The 18,474-nt window shown below is 61.4% G+C and carries 8 protein-coding genes and 3 pseudogenes; 6 read left to right on the forward strand and 5 right to left on the reverse strand.

Features of this window, described 5'->3' with window-relative positions; translation table 11 throughout:
• Positions 1-39: 39 nt before the first annotated feature.
• Positions 40-1,014, reverse strand: a complete 975-nt coding sequence (locus AU198_RS11315) for a TauD/TfdA family dioxygenase (RefSeq protein ID WP_197416081.1) — start codon at positions 1,012-1,014, stop codon at positions 40-42.
• 454 nt (positions 1,015-1,468) lie between these two features.
• Here AU198_RS11315 and AU198_RS11320 point away from each other — a divergent pair, with 454 nt between their 5' ends.
• Entirely contained in the window at positions 1,469-2,350 is an 882-nt protein-coding gene (locus tag AU198_RS11320; RefSeq protein ID WP_197416082.1) for a cupin-like domain-containing protein, read from the forward strand.
• Positions 2,351-2,644: 294 nt separating this feature from the next.
• A pseudogene (locus tag AU198_RS25770) lies at positions 2,645-2,836 on the forward strand (IS481 family transposase); the annotation flags it as partial.
• A gap of 241 nt (positions 2,837-3,077) precedes the next feature.
• Here AU198_RS25770 and AU198_RS11325 read toward each other — a convergent pair.
• Positions 3,078-4,169 (reverse strand): annotated as a pseudogene (locus tag AU198_RS11325) (IS110 family RNA-guided transposase).
• Positions 4,170-4,444: 275 nt separating this feature from the next.
• Here AU198_RS11325 and AU198_RS11330 point away from each other — a divergent pair.
• Positions 4,445-5,215, forward strand: coding sequence for a phthiotriol/phenolphthiotriol dimycocerosates methyltransferase (locus AU198_RS11330; protein ID WP_064348158.1), 771 nt, complete (start codon positions 4,445-4,447; stop codon positions 5,213-5,215).
• Between the two features lie 947 nt (positions 5,216-6,162).
• Here the strand turns inward: AU198_RS11330 and AU198_RS11335 are convergent.
• The 3 genes from AU198_RS11335 to AU198_RS11345 all read right to left on the reverse strand — a co-directional run bounded on the left by AU198_RS11335 (position 6,163) and on the right by AU198_RS11345 (position 11,075).
• A complete protein-coding gene (locus AU198_RS11335; RefSeq protein WP_082690968.1) occupies positions 6,163-7,674 on the reverse strand; it encodes an MFS transporter in 1,512 nt (503 codons plus the stop codon).
• A gap of 554 nt (positions 7,675-8,228) precedes the next feature.
• Positions 8,229-9,647, reverse strand: coding sequence for a condensation domain-containing protein (locus tag AU198_RS11340; protein WP_064348159.1), 1,419 nt, complete (start codon positions 9,645-9,647; stop codon positions 8,229-8,231).
• A 159-nt stretch (positions 9,648-9,806) separates the two neighbouring features.
• A complete protein-coding gene (locus AU198_RS11345) occupies positions 9,807-11,075 on the reverse strand; it encodes a glycosyltransferase (RefSeq protein WP_064348160.1) in 1,269 nt (422 codons plus the stop codon).
• 486 nt (positions 11,076-11,561) lie between these two features.
• On the opposite strand from AU198_RS11345, the pseudogene AU198_RS26810 reads away from it, so the two are divergent.
• The 3 genes and pseudogenes from AU198_RS26810 to AU198_RS25775 all read left to right on the forward strand — a co-directional run.
• Positions 11,562-11,779 (forward strand): annotated as a pseudogene (locus AU198_RS26810) (hypothetical protein); the annotation flags it as partial.
• Between the two features lie 213 nt (positions 11,780-11,992).
• On the forward strand, positions 11,993-13,306 hold the full coding sequence (locus tag AU198_RS11350; RefSeq protein ID WP_197416083.1) for an acyltransferase family protein: 1,314 nt from the start codon (positions 11,993-11,995) through the stop codon (positions 13,304-13,306).
• 2,256 nt (positions 13,307-15,562) lie between these two features.
• On the forward strand, positions 15,563-18,474 hold a 2,912-nt coding region (locus tag AU198_RS25775; protein ID WP_156431557.1), incomplete at its 3' end, for a non-ribosomal peptide synthetase.

Genomic DNA, 18,474 nt, shown 5'->3' on the forward strand with positions numbered 1-18,474 from the left:
TGGTGGCGCTGTGGCCGGCAGGAGCCGACCACGTCACCGCTACCTTTGGGACCAAGGTTCTGCCATGCCGACCACGATCTTCCGGGGCGGCTTGTACGTGTCCCGGCTGTGGGCGACGAGCATGTTGTCGAGCATCATGATGTCGCCTTCCTGCCACGGTATCGAAACCGTTTCTGCGTCGTAGGCGGCGCGCAGTTCGTCCAGGGCTTCCGGCTCGATGTCCTCGCCGTCACCGTAATAGGTGTTGTTCGGCAGGTTCTCTTTCCCCATCGAGAGCAACGCTTCGGCCACCATGGGGTCGAGCGTGGAGACATGGAAGAAGGTGAGATGGTTGAACCACGTCTTTTCGCCCGTCTCCGGGTGTGTCGCGGACACCGGCCGACGCTGCCGAGTGGTGAGTTCGTCCCCGGCTCCCCAGGTGAGGTCGATGTCGTTGTCGGCGCAATAGCGCTCGACCTCCGCGCGGTCTGCTGTCTGGAAAGCCTCCTGCCAACTGACGCCGAGTGTCGGCGTGAAGTGGCGGACGTAGAGGTAATCGCGTTCCTCCAGCCGTTGGCGCAGTTCGGGTGAGATTCGCCGATAGATGTTGCGGCTGTCGGCTATCGGCGTGGCACCACCGCTGGCCGGCGGTGTCACACAATGAAAGAAGAGTCGCAGCGGCCAGGTCTTGCTATAGGACGATTCGTTATGGAGCGGAATACGCGTGTGCGGGGGATAGTCGGTCGACGTGTACACGCGGTCGCCCACTTCATGTCGTGGCGAGGTCCTGCCGACGTAGGGGAGGGGCTCGCCTGACACAGCCGCGATGAACTTGCGGAACGTCTCAACCGATGCTCCGGTGAACCCTCGAAAGACGATGCCCCCGTGGCGAAGTAGGAGTTCGTGAAGCGGCGCACGCTGTGCTTCCGCCCAAGCCACGACGTCCAGCCCATCTCTAGTTGGCTCTATGATGAGCGGAAGCGGCGGTCCCGGAACAATTTTTGCGTCCGTCAACGTCAAGACTTCGGATTCCACGTCGATCCCTCCCTCACTCGACGGCCCCCTCGAAGCCCGTGTGTGAATCCCCGGTAGCGGTCACTGTGATCGAGGCCAGGATGCCCGCAACCTCGAGTGGCCGTTCGCGTCAGGCTACTACGGCGAATGTTGCATTTCTGCGCTTTGCCGGTCAGGTCGAATATCGACGGGCCGAACCGTTGCGGTCACCATTTCGCTGAGTTCGTGAGCACGCGCGCGTCAATCTGTCAACGGGGTCAACCCCCGTTGACGTGCTCGGTCGAGCGAGGGTTTACTGGTGGCACCACGGGTGAACGTCCGCACGAATCGAGCCGACAGGACCGGCGTAGAAGATTTGCACGGTCCGCCCGACAACCCGGCACTGCCCGATCGCTGGGAACCGTAGTGGCTGCACTGCGTGTGGTAGTTTGCCACGATTGCGGTGCAGGATCACCGCTCCATAGGGAGGGAACGCTTGTTCGACGTCAGTAACACCTTCGAGGTGCCCAGGGTGGAATGCCCCAGCCGCGGTGAACTGGAGGAGCATTTCATCGGCCCACAGCGCCCGGTTGTCATCTCCGGAGCGACGCAGGGCTGGCCGGCGCTGGAGCGGTGGACAAACGACTACCTCACGGAGAAGATCGGTGCCCGCCCGCTAAGCCCCTCCAAGGTCACTACTGCGGGCACTCACATCCCCGACGCAAAGAGCGGGACCATGGCGAGCGCGTCTGAGATGAAGTTCGCGGAATACATAGACCTGCTTGCAAGCGGCGCCATCTCGGACGGCGAGCTTTACGCCGTGCAACTCCCCATCGAGACGGCCCTGCCCGAACTCTGGCCCGATGTCCGATTTCCCGCTTTCGTCGACGAGGACAAGTTCGCCGCAGTCAACCTCTGGTTCGGCCCGGGCAACAACTTCACGTCACTGCATTACGACTATGCCGACAACTTCCTCACGCAGGTCCGCGGTAAGAAGCAAGTGATGCTCTGCCCTCCTCGGGAGATTGCCCGCGTCTACCCCTACCCGTTCGGTTACATCGGCAACAACCTCTCCCGAGTCAACGTGGCCGACCCGGATTTGGCTGAATTCCCCGATTGGGCCGACGCCGACCGCGCTGTCGTCGAGCTCGGGCCGGGCGACATGCTCTATATACCGTTGTTCTGGTGGCACGCCGTGTGGGGCGTCGGCGAAAACATGTCGATCAACTACTGGTGGCAGTCCAGCTATGCCAATTTTCTGAAGCACCCTCGCCAGACGGCCCGATGGCTCGGAAGCGTTGCTGCTGGCGTTCGCGGCGCCGCCAGTCAGGTGGTGCAGAACGTCGCAAGCAGCGCAGGGCTCCAAACTGTCCGCTGACCCGAAACCCTAAGAGCTACTGCGAATCTCGAATAGAGCGCGCACTGGACGTGGCGGCTGATTGGCGTACGCGTAACCGTCGACACGCAAAGAAATGACATTGGCACATGCCTACATCGAGGTCATAGCGCATCGGTGTCGTTCGTGATAGCACGATGTCTAGGTGCGGTGTGCGCCCCAGTGGCTACCGCGAGTATTTGGTCCGCTGCGAGGACTGTGAGCGCCGGTTCGCGGTGACAAAGAACGTGGCGCTTGTCCCTGTCGCTGACGTCCAAGCTGCTGGCTTAGAGGCGCGGCATCACAGTACGCGATGTGTTGACCGACAACGGGTCCTGCTACCGCTCCAACGCTTTTCGCGATTACGAGCTCGGCGAGGCAAGACACCGTCGGACACGTCCTTATCGCCCTCGGACAAAGAGCAAAGTAGAGCGCTTTCACCGCACACTCGCACACGAATGGGCTTATGCTCGCCTCTACACCAGCGACGCTTTGATCGATGTCAGTCGGTGCGGCGGCGGTCGTTGGTCAACGACGGTGGTGTCAGACTGATATGCGCGGGTTGGTTACCGCAAGACGATGGTTCGGCGCGAACGGTGGCTGCTCTCTAGGGACGGGCGTCACATCAGCACTTATGAATGCCGTTGTGACTCATAGCTGTAACGCAGATCCAGTTCCGCCTACCTCCACGCCGGCCGGCCGACTCCGATCAAGCCTGTGTGCTGGCCAGTTAGTTCAGAGCGACCAGTGACCAGCACCAGCCGGCCAGCTCGCGGGCGACCGCGACATTGGCCACCACATGATGCTTCTTGCGTTCGTTGAAACGGCGCCACTGCTGGTGTAGACGACGATTGCCGGCGTGCCCGCGTGCTTTGAGCGCGGGGTCGACCTTTGCCCAGCGAGCTCGCACCGTCGGACCGGGATTGCGATAGGCGGACCGGTGGTGCCAGGCCGCCTCGATCAGCAGTCGCCGCACGTGAGCATTGGCGGCTTTGGTGACGAGCCCTGATCTCGTGAGGTGCCCGAGGAGTACTGGGTAGGAACCAGGCCAACGTAGGCGCCGATCGAGGATCCGGTGAACCGGGTCCAGTCCCGATCTCAACGGTTAGTGCCAAGCCGGTATACGCCGAGATGCCGCGCAGACGCCCAGCCGGTCGACCAGGTCAGCCCACCGCGGTGAGGCAGCGATCGTGATGATCTGTTCGTCGAGACGGTCGCGAGCCGCGGTCGCGGTTAACACGGTTTCGAAGTGGTGGTCAAAGGCTGCCGTGGTATGAGCATCGTCGAAACGTGACCGATGCAGCCAGGTTTCGTGAACGCCATTCCGGGCCTGCCCATCTGAATACACCCGGCCGTGACGCAGCAGCAGTTTTGACAACGGTGCTGTACCCGCATCAGATCAGCGCGGGCATCCTCGCGGGCGCGGACCAGATCGCACACCGCCTCAACGTCGGCCTTGGGAACGGTCACCGCGGTGATCCCACCAAAACGCAGCAGCCGGGTCAGATGCGCGGCATCACGGGTATCGGTCTTGACTCGTCCCCGCCTAGACGGATCAACTTCGACGGTGCAGCGACCACGCTGTCGATCTGGGCAGCAGCCAACGCCCGCGCTAGACCTAAGCGTATAGGTTCAGCCTCATAGGCCACAGGAACCGGAGCGCGCAGGCGGCGCAACCAGCCCAGGATCTCACCGTGAACTGGGCACAACCGTGCCCGCTCGACTCGACCCGTCTCTTCCTCCACGGCATGGGCAACCACTGAAGCGCATGCACATCCAACCCGACACTCGTACCGTAGAAACTTACCGGAGGCCTCCTGATCTGCCAGTGCGAGTGTTCACTCGATACGGCACCCCACGTCCGATTGCAGGCCGAGGCCTTCGGCCTCAAGTCGCCTTCCATACCGTCTAGGACCGGCTGATGGTTGGTTCCTAGAACCCCTACAGGCTGACCGACGACTGTCTTATCGGCCCGGTCGGTGACTTGTTGGCGTGAGCGTTACGGCCGGCTGTTAGGGTTCGGTGTAAAGGGAAGCCAAACAAGGGCCAGGGAGGTTTTTGCTTGTGGTAGATACGCGTATCGCTTACCGGCCCACGATGTGGAACCTGATGAAGCGGGCCACGAAACTGTCGTACCCGTATTTCACGCGGAAGCTGGAACGCCACGACGTGGTGTTCATGAATTACGGCTACGAAACCACCCCACCCCTCGCCATCCCACTCTCTGAGGCGGATGAGGTGAACCGCTACCCCATCCAGCTCTACCACACGGTCGCCGGTCAAACCGACCTCACCGGGAAGCGCGTCCTGGAGGTGGGGTGTGGGCATGGTGGCGGCGCCTCCTACCTCACCAGAACCCACCAACCAGCTTCTTACACAGGACTGGACCGCAACAGAAAGGGCATCGAGTTCTGCCGACGTCGCCATCGGATGATCCCAGGATTGACGTTCACCGAAGGGGACGCCGAAGCCCTCCCGTTCCCCGACGGCTCGTTCGATGCGGTCATCAATGTGGAATCGTCGCACTGCTATCTGCACCCCGAACGATTCTTCGACGAGGTGGCCCGCGTCCTGTCTCCGGGCGGCGTGTTCCTGTATACCGATGCGTGGCCGAGGGAACGCCACCAAGACTGGAACCACTACCTCGAACAAGCCTCACTGCGCATCGAAAACCACATTGACATCAGTGCTGAAGTGCAGGCGGGCATGCTGGCACAGGCCGACAAATACCGTGACGTCGGAAACAGTGGGGCACTGCAAATACTGTTCGGACTCAAGGGCGATCAGGACATGGCCCGCTCTCAATTTTACCGCGAGTTGGACGGCGGCGACTTCGCTTACCGCATGTGGCTACTGCAGAAACCCTGACACACACCCCCACATGTAGTAGCAGAACAGCGGGATCGTCATATAGGCCCGGAGCGTTAGTGGTGACCCAACACCAAAAACCATAAGCCGAGGTCAGAGCGTTTCCGGCCTGGGTATCGCCATTTCAGGGCAAACGAATGCCTACTGTACTTTCATGTGCCGCACGACTTGAAACCGCTTTAGAGCAAGCACGCCTCGCTCGACATCATCCAACGTGTCGACGCGCTCTCTACCGCGATGCTTCCGGCGTACTGCAGGAGTTAGGTAGTCAGAAATGATAATCGCATCCTGACGACCGAAATGCGCGAGGCCCCAGCAAACAATCACCAACCTAGCCGACCTGCGGAAGTCTGTATATTTACGTACCGACTAGTCGTCAGCAAAGCCGATAGGGGCCGCATGGGACAGCGAAGAGCGGATGCGGATTCTTCACGAGCGGCAGCAAGTCCGTCCGTATCAGCAAGCGGGGAGCCCTCACCATCGGTGGTGAGAGTTCATGCACTCTATCGCCGCGGATGGCGTAAAGGTGAGTGGGTCCGTAGCCGGGATCTGCTGACCCTGACGCTTCTGGTCGGTGAGGAAACGTTCGACCATAAGCAACCCAGGTGCGTGAGGAGATTGCGGGAACCGCCTTCGGAACAAATAAACTATTGCGGCCACAGCGCATTCGCGACTTGACAATACCCGCTGCTCGATCAATCGCGTGACCCAGCCATCGCTTCCGAATGTGATTCGAATCGCTCCGCAACGAGGCAAGATCAACGATTCGGTGCTGTCCCCTGATACCCATGAGCACTGCTTGTACGCCAACGACACAGGCGTCCCCCATATGACCCTGAACCCGAACCTGTGGGTCGCTTAACGATGAGAACTCATCCTAGTCCGAACACACGACGTCCAATGAGGAGGATGCGGAGCGCTCCAGCGACAGATCACTTAGTGCAGGCCTACATATCGCCGGCATCGATGGCTTTCTTGACTTCGTGTGCGTGCGCTACTTGCTGCGCGGTGTAGCCGATAAAGAGTGCAATGACGCCGACGATTACGGTCACTCCAGCCAACCACAGTAAGCCATAGGTGATCCCTTGGTCCAGCGCGTGCAACTGAGCGGCGTCCATGAACTTCACCGGGCCGTTGATTCCGCCCAAGGAAAGAGTGCGCGACGTGATCACGGCTTGGATCGCGACGAGCACTACCGGTCCCCCTAGGGTGGACAGCATCAGTGCGATCGCGGACGTGGGTCCGATGCGGTCATCTCCGACACTGGCGATGGCCGAGAGCATGAGGGGGAGGTTGACCAGGCCGATCCCGACGCCGCCCACGACAAGCGGCAGCACCAAGTTCGGGAAGTAAGAGACGCCCATGTTGAGCGTGAGGCCGCTGGCCACCACTGCGCCCAACACAAGCAGACCACCGGCGATCACCAGCGCTCGGGGTGGGAAGCGCATCACCAGCCGCGACGACGCGCCCATCCCGATACCGACCGCAACGACGAACGGAATGAATCCGAGGCCGGCGTGCAGCGTGCTGTACTTCAGAACTTGCTGAACATATAGGGCAACTAGCACGGTCAGGGTGAATAACACCCCACCAGCGAAGAAGATGGTAACGAAGGTCGCCAGCCGATTGCGGTCGACGAACAAATCGAAAGGCACGATGGGGTTCTCGGCCCGGCGCTCAACCACGACGAATGCCACCAGGGAGCCTAGTGCCACTACGCCTGAACCGGTCGCCATGGCCGACATCCAGCCCTCTTGAGGCGCTACGGACACGCCGAGGACCACGGCGGCACAAATCAATGTGGCCAGCACAGCTCCAGCGACATCAAGCTTCATCCGCTCCGTCCGAGTCTCCCGCAGCGCGGCGCGCGCGAGCCAGATCACCACGAGTCCGATCGGCACGTTGACGATGAAGACGAGTCGCCATGACACGTCGGTGAGTGCCCCGCCCACCGTCAAGGCCAACACGGAGCTGATTCCTCCCATTGCGCCGAATATCGCCGTCGCAACATTGCGCCCGGGCCCCTTCGGGAATGTAGTCGCTACCAGCGCCATACAAGTGGGTGTGAGGATACCGGCAGCTATGCCCTGCACCACCCGACCCGAAAGGAGGCTGGCCGCATCCCAGGCCACCCCGCACAGTCCTGAGGCAAACGTGAACACTGCACCAGCGATCAGAAAAGTGCGCTTGCGCCCGATCGCGTCTCCAAGGCGGCCACCCAGAAGCATCAGGCCGCCGAAGGTGAGTATGTAGGCGGTGACCACCCAACCCCGTGCGGCGTCGGAGAGACCGAACTCGTTCTGGATCTTGGGAAGAGCGAAGACCGCGATAGTTCCGTCCATCGCCGCCACTAGGCTCATGCCGCTGAGGGCGATGACTGCGGCAGCATACCGGCCACGCGACAGCGGAGTCTGGAGGAAGCCGCTTTTATCCCTTAGCGTGGTCGGTTCGGCGGGCATACAGTCGCTCCTTTCGCGTGCCCAACCGTCGATTGACGTTGCGCTGTCACGTCGCTCGCCGTCATAGCGGACCACGCTACAGCAATCTCAAAGTCGTCGGCCGTGAGCCCGACGAGTCAAGCGCTGTCATGTGACTTCCGGACTCAATCTATATCCGCCGACCGCGTGGTTGCCGAACTTCGGCTGCAGCCGTACGGAAAGGGATGGTGTTTATGGTTCGGGCACTGAGCCTGGCGTCGCAAACTCGCAAATCCCTCGCGAAACGTGCAGGAGTTGGAAGCGCGATAGGCTCGCGCTGAATTTCGGGGACTCGCGGCAATGTCGAACCGAAGTAACCGTCGGTCATGACCGCAGTGCCAGGAGTGAAGTCCGCGGGGCAGTTCCGCCGGAATCGAAGAGGATGAGCAGACTTGGCTGGAAGGGGTGGATATCGGGGCGTTTGGCGCTCTGAGCCGAATACCAGCCTAAATTATTCGCCGCCAACGAAACTAGGCTGAGGTCGCGGTGCTCTGTTTGCCTTTCGTGTCCCGCGTCGGTGCGGCACGGAAGTTTGGTTACTCGATCCTGCCATACAAGCCGAATTCTGCAAGCGTTCGCGCAGCCAACTCGCGTAGAGCGGGCTTTGTATTCTCAAAACCCGGTTGGTATGCGTCAACACTGATGATGAAGCTGCCGGGGATGCGTAGAGACTGCAGAATCAGTTGGCCGCCGGTTCGCTCGAGCCGTTGTCGCGATTCGTTCTGTGCAGTCACTCGTGCAGTGGCGTACTCGGCGTCAGTACCGTCGAGGCGGTTCACCACAGAGCCGACGTCGCCGAGATTGGAACAGAACACCGGGTGCTCCGGATCAGCGGGCGTCGCATCGGCCATGCGTCTCAACGCCCGCTTCGGTGTGAACGAGAGAAGCCACGCGAGTTGCAAAGACTCGTCGCGCGTCTCCCGCACGTCTTTCAGCGCCTGTCTGATCGCTGCGCGAATATCACGCAGATCCGCGGTCACCCCGGTCGGGTCGATGCTGACGCGTGCGATCAACATCGCATTCGCCCGTGTATCACCTTCGACACGTTCGCTCACGGGCAGCTGCAGCGTGACGGCTCCGTCACCGGCACGTTGGCGTCCCAGGTGTTCTCCGAGTTTCGCGGCGAACGCGGCAGTCAGGGTGTTACTCGTTCCGCCCAATGCCTCCGCACGGGCGTCCCAGGCTGCAACATCAAGGCGAATCGTGATGCCTGGCACGACGATAACGTCGTCGTCGGCGGGCGTACGAAGACGCGCTGGTGGTGGCGCCGGCGCTGGTTCTGGTGATTGCGCGAGTTCGCGTCGGCGCTGACGGGCGAGTCTTGCCGCTAAACGAACCGCCCGGACAACCTCGGGTCCGTCGCGCACTGTCAGCCGGCTGTCCTGTGCCACCGCGCGCAGCCGAGGACGTGAGTCCGGCGGCGGGTAGGGAAGATCGTGCGTGTTGCCCAAGAGCGCATCAATCAGGACCACGACAAGCCCGAGGCCGTCCACCAGGTAATGGGAGACGACCAGGCTGACCGCGGTGCAGCCGTCCTCCAGAGGAACGACTCCGATATGCCAACCCGGTCCGTTTTCTGCATCGATAGGCATTTGTGAACGTTCATCGATCCAGTCGCCGAGTTCAGCGTGTGGACGGGGGCGATCTTCGACATCAATGCCCGACGGCCCACGGTCCAAGACCCACCGATGCCAGCCGAACGGCAGCGGCGAACTCTCGATGCGCCGTCCCGCCAGGCCGTACCCCAGATTTCGGTGAAAACTCTTCACGCGCTCGACGTCGATGGCGTGCTCGTAGACCCACACACATTGAATGACCAGGTTGCGCCCGACCGCGCGATGCTGCGTGAACAAGCCGTGGTCCATGAGTGCGAGCCGATTGTCCGGCAGCACGGACCCTGTCGCGTCAGGGCTGCCGATCGAAGTCCTTGCAACAGGGGTTCGCGCCCGCATCATCAGCCTTCGAACGCCTGGTAAGCCTCATGACGGAGGACGACACAGCAACGGCAGACGAGGGCTTCGGCGAATCCGAACCAATTCATGGGGTGAGAATACCGAGGAGCCCAGGTGAGCGGGTGGCGGACTCTGCGTCGCTCTTGCGGCGGTCCACTTCAATCAGCATGTAGAGCGCACGCGTGCGAAGTTCTCGACGAGATCGGCAGCGGCCGAGACGCTTTCGGCGGGGCTGGTCATCTGGGTGGCGATCTCGCGGGCGCGCAAATTGTAGGTTGGAGCGAGGATGGAGCGCAGATCCGCCAGGAGTGAATCCGAGGTGGTCGTCGAAAAGCGGCGCTTTAGTCCGACTTTCAGTCGCTTGACCCGTACCCCCCAGAGAGTCTGGTCCAGGTCTGTCGAGAGGATCAACTGCGGGATTCCGGCACGCAGAGCCGCTGCCGTCGTTCCCGCGCCACCGTGGTGGACGACCGCGCGGCACGCGGGGAAGGCGGCCGCGTAATTCGTCGCGCTGACGACCTTGACATCGTCCGGATGCGCGACTTGGGACGGATCCAATCCATCGGCGCAAATCAGCGCCCGCTCGCCCAGTTTCGCGCACGCGTCGGTGATCATGGCGAGCGTGTCGGCAGCAAATTCCACCGGCACGCTGCCAAACCCGAAGAAAATCGGCGGCGTGCTCGCACCGATCCAAGAGGCAACCTCCCGATCGCTGTCCGCCGGCTGGTTCGTGGTCAATGCTCCGACGAAGGGCCGTTGGCCCTCGACATTCGCCCACTCTTCGGCCAATCCAGGAAAGCAAGCCTCTTCATAGGCCTGGAGTTCCAGCGATCCACGTTCGGTGATCTGCCGCGTGGAGGGCAGCGTTGCCTCGGGCAGTCCCAATTCGCGGCGCTGCGCGTTCACCACCTCTCTCATCCCGCGCCAAATCAGCCATTCGTGCGCCAGCATGATGGAGCGACGTAGTGGCGCTGGCAGGAACGAAAGAAGTTTGCCGTTGGGTCGTATCGGGAAGTAATGCAGCGTTGCCAACGGCATGTCGTAGTACTCGGCCACGTTAGCCGCGACCTCCTCGAATACGAGGCCGGTGAAGAGCAGGTCGGCGCCCTTCGCGAGTGACTTCAGCGTTTTGCTCAGTTCTTGCCAGGCCTCGGCTTTGGGTTCCCATGCTTCGCGCGACAACCTGCTCACTTCGCCAATCCGCCAGGGCTTCCGAAAGAACGTCCTGTAGAACTTCCAGTGCGCGTCGAGCATCTTGTTCGAGTCCGGACCGAAGGCGGTCGCCCTGAGTCCTATTGACTCGACGAAGCCGACCAGGTTGGGTGCGACGGCCATATGAACGTCGTGACCGCGGCGCAGCAGTTCGCGGGCAACCGCGGCACACGGCTCGACATCACCGCGCGTCCCGTAGCACGCCACCACAAACTTCATCGCGAGTACCGGCCTTTCATCGTCGTTTGCGGAGCCTTCCACTCTTGTTACTGAGGTGCAACGCGCCGCCGGTTGCGGCCCAACCAGGTGATGGCTGACCGCGAAACCCGGCGGCGACTAAAAGGGAAGAGCGAACATCCCTTTTCCGTGGACTGCGCGAACTAATGCTCGGCGATATAAGCGAAGGCAGCGGCTCGATGTCGTTCCCCTCCATCGAACTTGCCTCCTGCCATGATCAACGGCTATCAAAGCGTGTCGATTACACCAAATTCAAGACGCGCGAGACTTTCCAAAAAGCCGATTCCAGATGCATTCTCTGCCGCACGAAGCTGAAAAGGGGCATGCGTGGCTAAATCCATGAGGTTTCGTGCTGCAAGCTATGGAAGTCGTGCGACGTTGAGCCATGTGTTGCGGTCGGATGTGAATTGCGGCGTCGCGGGCATGATGTGTTTTTAGCGGTGGCGCGTGACGTGGTCGGGTTTGTTCAAGCGGCCATCGGTGAATGTGGTGGCGGGGTTGGTAAGGCCAACGTGCCGTCACGGCTGGCGTCGCAACTTCGTCGCTCATAGAGTCGCGATTGGTCCTCGACGAGGTAGGCGCCGAACAGTTGCTCGGTAGAGGTGACGGATTGTTCAAGCCGGTTGGCGCGCGGAATGGCGATCCGCTGGCAGAGTGCGTTCGTCACTGACGACGAGATCCACGCGGCCCGGGGGCGACCGCTTCCAGTTCACTGGCGGACGAGGTGATCGCCGGGCTGTAGCCGATCATTCGAGGGACCCCGTCGAAAGGCGGGGCCATTCTCGTGCATCGGTTGCGCATCGAAAACCACCCCTACCAGCAGCGCAGACTCTTGAACTGACATCCGCCAATGGGTAATGTTCTCATCGCTATCTGGGGGGCAAAGGGGGAAAACTCAGTTGCAGCCAACTGTTGAACGTCTTCATGCGCTGGATGCGGTTCGAGCATCCGCACTACTAGCAGGCGTCCTGCTACATGGGATCGGGCCGTGGGTCGAAGCACCCACGGAACTCACCTTCAGCGAGACGCCGAGCAATACGGCTGCGGCGATCTCTTGGGCCATCCACATCTTTCGCATGGCTGTGTTCTTCCTAATCGCCGGCTATTTCGGGCGGCTCGCTACAGAACGGCGTGGGACGAAAGGGTTTATCAAAGACCGGGCGAAGCGTATCGCGCTGCCGCTGGTCGTCGGCATCCCGTTGATCGTTCCGCTCGCCTCGGTGGGCTGGGCGCTAGGTGCTCTAGCGACGGGCATGAGCTTCACGGAGCTGAGGGATTTGGCGCAGTCGGCCCTGGCCGCTCCACATTCGCCCAGTCCCCATTACGGCGCTCCGGTGCTGCAAGTCTTGGGCCACCTCTGGTTCTTGTATTACCTGCTGATGTTCTATGCCGTGGCACTCACCGCACGGGCTGCGGCGCGCGCGTTAGACCGCGACGGCAAAGCCCTGCGCGGTATCGACCGGGTGCTCCACTTCCTCATGGGCACCGGCCTCGCCGCCATTGTGCTCGCCCTCCCAGTCGCCGCTTGGTATGTCTTCCTCTGGCCCGAATGGCCAGGCTGGACGGGTTTGCCCAGCCCAGGGTCCCTTGTCGTCAGCGTCCCGGCGTTTCTAGCCTTCGGGCTCTTCTTCGCCACCGGCTGGCTGCTGAACCGCCAAACCGACCTGCTCCTGCGGCTTCGCGAGCGGTGGGTGCCGTATGCGATTGTGGGGATCGCCCTCGCTGTCGCAGCCTTCGTGATCGCCGGCCCGACCCCGCACTGGTCGGCCTACCTACAGGGCTGGGAGCTGCGCATCTATGCGGTGACATACATCACGGCCGCTTGGTGCCTGAGCTTCGCGCTCATCGGAATGGCGTTGCGCTTCCTCTCGACCGCCAGTCCCGTGCGCCGCTACATCGCGGACTCGTCGTACTGGATGTACCTGATGCATCTGGTGCCCATCGCCTTCTTCGTGGCGCTGATGCATCCGCTCGACTGGCACTGGAGCGTGAAGTATGGGATCACCGTGATAGCCACGGTGGCGGTGCTGCTGTTGACCTATGAGGCTTTCGTGCGCTACACGTTCATCGGCGCGGTGCTGAACGGTCGCAGGGTGCGTCCCAAAAAGGCTGCTCTCCAAGGTGCAGATGATGTTACGAGACAAGAATCCGAATCTCAATTCTCACGTCCAGAGCGCGATGTCCTACCGGTTAGACGATCTCGGATCGATTGAACTTCCCTGCTCCGCTCGCCAATAGTTGCGGACGTGCAGCGTGCATAGGCCGCAGCGGAAGCGATGATGGCTATACATCGCCGTCGTGCCGTGGCGAAAGGCATGATGCCCATGCGTCAGTGGCAGTTGCGTCCATGTCTTCCGTCGTGTCACGACTTGCACAATGGCTGACACTTGGCGAGTCAGCGTTGCGTCGCCCGGACGGCCATGATCAGATCCTGGGATCGACCTTCTTGGTCGGATCGATATGGTCAAAACTGCAGACCCTGTGCGTTGCTGCACTTTACGCATGCTTTTCTGTGAAGAATTCAGCACGCCGACGCGTCATTTAGTCACGCTGATATGCGCGCTGGCGCTCTGACCTTTGTATGGCATAGCGTGACGCACAACCCGCCATAAACAGTCCAGCGCCACATGCAGGCTTCCGTGTTGCACGTTCTCCCGCGCTCAGGGGCGCAAGCTGATGAATCATCAAGCTGTCGATGACGATTCGTGGCTCCCCCCGCATGATGGGCATATCACATACAACGCACATCTTGATGGGGATCTCAGATCCCCGGAGTGAGTCGCTCAATCAACGTATCGAGGCGCTCGACGAGGGCATTGAGGGCGTAGTCCGTCGCCTGGTCCGACTTTCTGCCCTACACGACGAGGTGCTTGGCCTGCGCCAGGTAATCGACCAGGTGTGGCTCACTTCTTGCCCACCTGGATCAGGTCGGCGAGGCGTTCCCAGGTACAGAAGGCACCATCGCCCTCGCACCATTGGACGTACGCCTGCGCGGGGATCTCCCTGAGCGCCGGTTGATCCGAAGCGGACCAGTCTCCTTGCCCTCGGCGTTGCGTTCGGGCGCGTCTGCGGGTGATGCGAATAGGCGCCCGGCTGACCGAGCGGTTCCGAAGGTCGCGTGCGGTGCTTCACTTTTTCGTTCACATCAGGCTCCCCACGGCCAACGAGAAGCTGAGAAGACCACCGATGATGAGAAACACGATTAGGGCTTCCACGGCTGCCTCTCCTTCCGGATCGCAACGCCGCGGGGGTGCGCTGCCTCGGAAACTCGATCTGCCGGCGGTCCGCGCGATAGTCGGCCGGGCCAACACGTCACCGGGGTCGATACCCATGTCAACAACCCACACGCAAAGCCGTCCCACTGCGGTACGGGCTCAGCTGGCGCTGGCCCGTCAGTTCGATTTGCGATCAAACAGCAGGACCGCTGATTGACCAGGCGCTTGGCGCCGAGTAGGGGTTGAGCCCTACAGGGCGCACGACAGGTTGTCGACCTTTTGGCGCCCGAACCGGCGCTGATCTCGCCTCGCGTCCGTATTGGCCCCAAGTGGGGATTTTTCATAGCCATGGCCAGAAGTTCGGCAGTCTCGATTGAGCCTGGGAAGGCGTTCGATGAGTCGACAGACGTACTCATGCGGGAAGAGACGCGATGCGGCTCCTCTTCGAAAGTTCAGCAAATCGGCCGCTGCCGCTGAGGCCAGCTAGTTCTCGCTTTTCAAAGAGCATTTGACTGCGGAGTGTCGGCGGCCATGCTCTTGTACGCGCATATCCCTATTGTCAGGGTGGGGGCCCGAGAACCAGTAACGGCTAACTGCAGTATTTGAAGACGCACTGTGAATGCTCCTGGGCATTTATTCGCAAGCGGAATCAAAAGGCATCTTCGTTTGATTCCTCATGGCTCGTGCAGAAGTCCCCCCAGCAGTCCAGAGCAGGTTTCGGGGCGTCGTTGGAGCGATTCCGACAGTGAGGTGACCTTCGTTCAAAGCACTCGCCGCCGAGTTCACTGAGCTCTCAGAAACGTTGACTCGAAGTCCAGCAAAAAGCCCTCGAGCTGACCCATCGTCGCAGGCGACCGCCCATTGCCAGCCGGTGGCCGGATGCTAGACTGTGAACAAGACTACACCTAAAGACTTTGCTGAAACGCTGAGCAGACCCACCTCGGCTTCAGTATGGTTTGGACCAGTCCCCTTCACCCGAGTAGATTCTGGAGAGCCGTGAGCATCGATCCGTTCGACTGCGCCAACGGCTGCTTCTCGTCTCGGCCAACTTTGGGCGACACTGCCTGTGCACTATCGTCACCCACGTCGCAACCGGCTGATGAGCGGTTCACGGCAAAGTCGAGCGCCTTGCGGCTTGGACTGCGTCCGACAGAACTGCGCACACAAATCAAAAAGTCCGCGCGAGAGGTTCGGCGGGGAGCCGGATTCTCACGAGCAAAGCGCCTGACTTGCTTGGCCGAGTGAGGGGAAACAATGGAACTCGATGACCGGGTCTATCCGGTTACGCCGAGACAGTTCGAGATGTGGCTCGCGGAAGAAACGGGCCGCGCCGACGCGACGCTACATCTCGGCGGGCTCCTGCGGATCGAGGGTTCCATAGATCCCGATCTCCTCGAATCGGCGATTTGTCATGTGGTGGGTGAGGCGGAGCCACTTAGAGCCGAATTCTTCGAAATGGCTGGTCAAGTTTTCCAGAAGCCGGTTGATCACCCGTTGGTTGAGCTACGTCGCTATGACTTGATGCGCTCGGAAGATCCCGTCGAGGAAACGCATCGCCTGGCATCAAGTATCCGTCGCATGCCGATGCCCCTTTCCGGGCCACTGTTCAAGTTCGCACTGCTGCAGACCCGAATAGACGAAAACTACCTATTCGCATGCTGCCACCACATCGCGATAGACGGAATTGGCCTTACTCTGGTCCTGCATCGAATCGCAGCCGTTTACTCCGCCTTTGCCGTCGGCGAAGAGATACCTCCGGCTTTCTTCGGCTCCCTGGAAGACCTGGTCAAATGCGAGCTGGAATACGAAACCTCCACCGACTATCTCGATGATCGTGCCTATTGGGCCACCAATCTTCCTGCCGAAAGGCCGTTGAATCTTCCCTTGGGGCAGGCCCCAGCGGCTCCCAGTGATACAGACGAGTTCTCCCCACCGATCCCATTGGCGCCGCAGATTGTTGAACGTCTCGACGATTTGTCGCGCCGCCTGGGCGTCCGTCGGTCGACGGTGATCACTGCCGCCTGCGCGCTCTTGGTGAGCGGGTACGACGCCGAGCGTTCGGAGGTCGTGCTTGATTTTCCTGTCAGCAGGCGTGTGCGTCCGGAATCACAGGCTGTCGCGGGGATGGTTTCTGGCATTGTGCCACTTGTCTTGAAAACTCCGGCGGACTCTTCGGTTGCGGGCTTTTGTCGACACGTCGACGCCCGAATCCAAGAAGCGTTGCAACACCAGCGGTTTCCGGTGCAGACAATCGAAAGTCCAACGCGTCTCAGCGACGCTGGTCGTGCGTCGAGTCGGGTCGTTGTTAATATCATCCCCGCTGCGCATATGGGCCATTTCGATGGCGCACTGGCGACAGGCACACTGACCAACGCCGGGTTCGGCGACCAGGCCGCGCTGGTCTTCTTCAAAGACGGCGATCAGCTCCACCTGAGCTCTCTGGGCGCCGGTCATCCGCTCGTGGAGCTTGATGTCTCCGACTTGGCGGAGCGGCTGAGTCGCCTTCTGCTGGTGATGACTACTGATCCAGAGCGGCGGTTGCCGTCACTTGACCTGCTCGATGAGCGCGAACAGGCCCGAGTTGACGGGTGGAGTAATCGGGCTGTGTTGACCGCGCCGACGGCAGGTCTGGTGTCGATCCCGTCGGTGTTCGCCGCGCAGGTGGCTGCCCGTCCGAATGCGGTTGCGCTGACATATGCCGGCCGTTCGTACACCTATGCCGAACTGGATGTGGCATCGAACCGAGTGGCCAACCTGTTGGCCGACTTGGGGGCAGGCCCGGGCAAATGTGTGGCGCTGATGTTTTCGCGTTGCGCCGAGGCGATCGTGGCCATGTTGGGGGTGCTCAAGAGCGGAGCGGCGTACCTGCCGATCGATCCGGCACACCCGTGGGCGCGCATCGAATTCATGATTTCCGACGCCGCACCCATGGCGGCATTGACCACCGCAGGGCTGGCCGAGCGGCTGGCCGGTAGTGCTTTGGTGGTCATCGACGTCGCCGATCCGTCGATCGACGGCTATCCGGTCACACCCTTACCGGAGCCGACCGCTGATGATGTGGCCTACACGATTTACACATCTGGCACGACCGGCGTGCCCAAGGGAGTGGCGATCACCCACGCCAACGTCATGCAGCTGATCGGCTCTCTGCGTGACGAGTGGGCCAGCGCGGGGCAGGTGTGGTCGCAGTGGCACTCGTACAGCTTCGACATCTCCGGGTGGGAGATCTACGGCGCCTTGCTGCATGGGGGGCGGCTGGCGGTGGTGCCCGAGTCGGTCGCCACTTCGCCGGAGGCCTTGCGCGCCTTCTTGATTGACGAGCAGGTCAGCGTGTTGTGCCAGACCCCGTCGGCGGTGGGGATGTTGTCGCCGGAGGGGCTGGATGGGGTTACATTGCTGGTCGGTGGTGAGGCTTGTCCGCCAGAGGTGGTGGATCGCTGGGCGCCTGGCCGGGTGATGATCAATGAGTACGGCCCGACCGAGGCCACGATGTGGGTGGCGTTGAGCGCACCGCTGCAGGCGGGCTCGCGGGTGGTGCCGATCGGCACGCCGGTGCCGGGCGCGGCGTTTCTTGTGTTGGACAGTTGGTTACGCCCGGTACCGCACGGGGTGGTCGGGGAGCTTTATGTGGCCGGGCCGCAGTTGGCGGTCGGGTACGTGCGCAGGGCTGGGCTGACTGCGTCGCGGTTTGTCGCGTGCCCGTTCGGCGGGCCGAGCCAACGGATGTATCGCACCGGGGACCTGGTGTGGTGGGGCGCAGACGGACAACTGCGTTACGTGGGTCGCGTTGACGAGCAGGTCAAGATTCGTGGGCATCGCATCGAGATCGGCGAAATACAAGCCGCACTCAGCGCGCTGGAAGGAGTGGACCAGACAGCGGTTATCGTCCGCGAGGACCGCCCGGGCGACAAGCGCCTCGTCGGCTATCTCACCGAGTCGGTTGAGGGGGCAGTGGATCCCACCACTATTCGTGCCGCCCTGGCTGAGCGGCTACCAAGCTATATGGTGCCTTCGGCGGTGGTATTGATCGATGCGTTGCCGTTGACAGTCAATGGCAAGCTCGACAAGCGCGCCTTGCCTGCGCCGGAGTATAGCGATGTCGATCGGTATCGTGCTCCGGGCACGCCGACTGAGGAGATTCTGGCCGGCATTTTCGCCGAGGTGTT

Source organism: Mycobacterium sp. GA-1199, from assembly GCF_001500045.1.
Classification (GTDB): domain Bacteria; phylum Actinomycetota; class Actinomycetes; order Mycobacteriales; family Mycobacteriaceae; genus Mycobacterium.

Excerpts from the sequence above, each read along its gene's own strand:
- AU198_RS11330 (WP_064348158.1), top strand. The coding sequence starts at position 4,445 with ATGTGGAACCTGATGAAGCGGGCCACGAAACTGTCGTACCCGTATTTC.
- AU198_RS11335 (WP_082690968.1), bottom strand. The coding sequence starts at position 7,674 with ATGCCCGCCGAACCGACCACGCTAAGGGATAAAAGCGGCTTCCTCCAG.
- AU198_RS11340 (WP_064348159.1), bottom strand. The coding sequence starts at position 9,647 with ATGATGCGGGCGCGAACCCCTGTTGCAAGGACTTCGATCGGCAGCCCT.
- AU198_RS11345 (WP_064348160.1), bottom strand. The coding sequence starts at position 11,075 with ATGAAGTTTGTGGTGGCGTGCTACGGGACGCGCGGTGATGTCGAGCCG.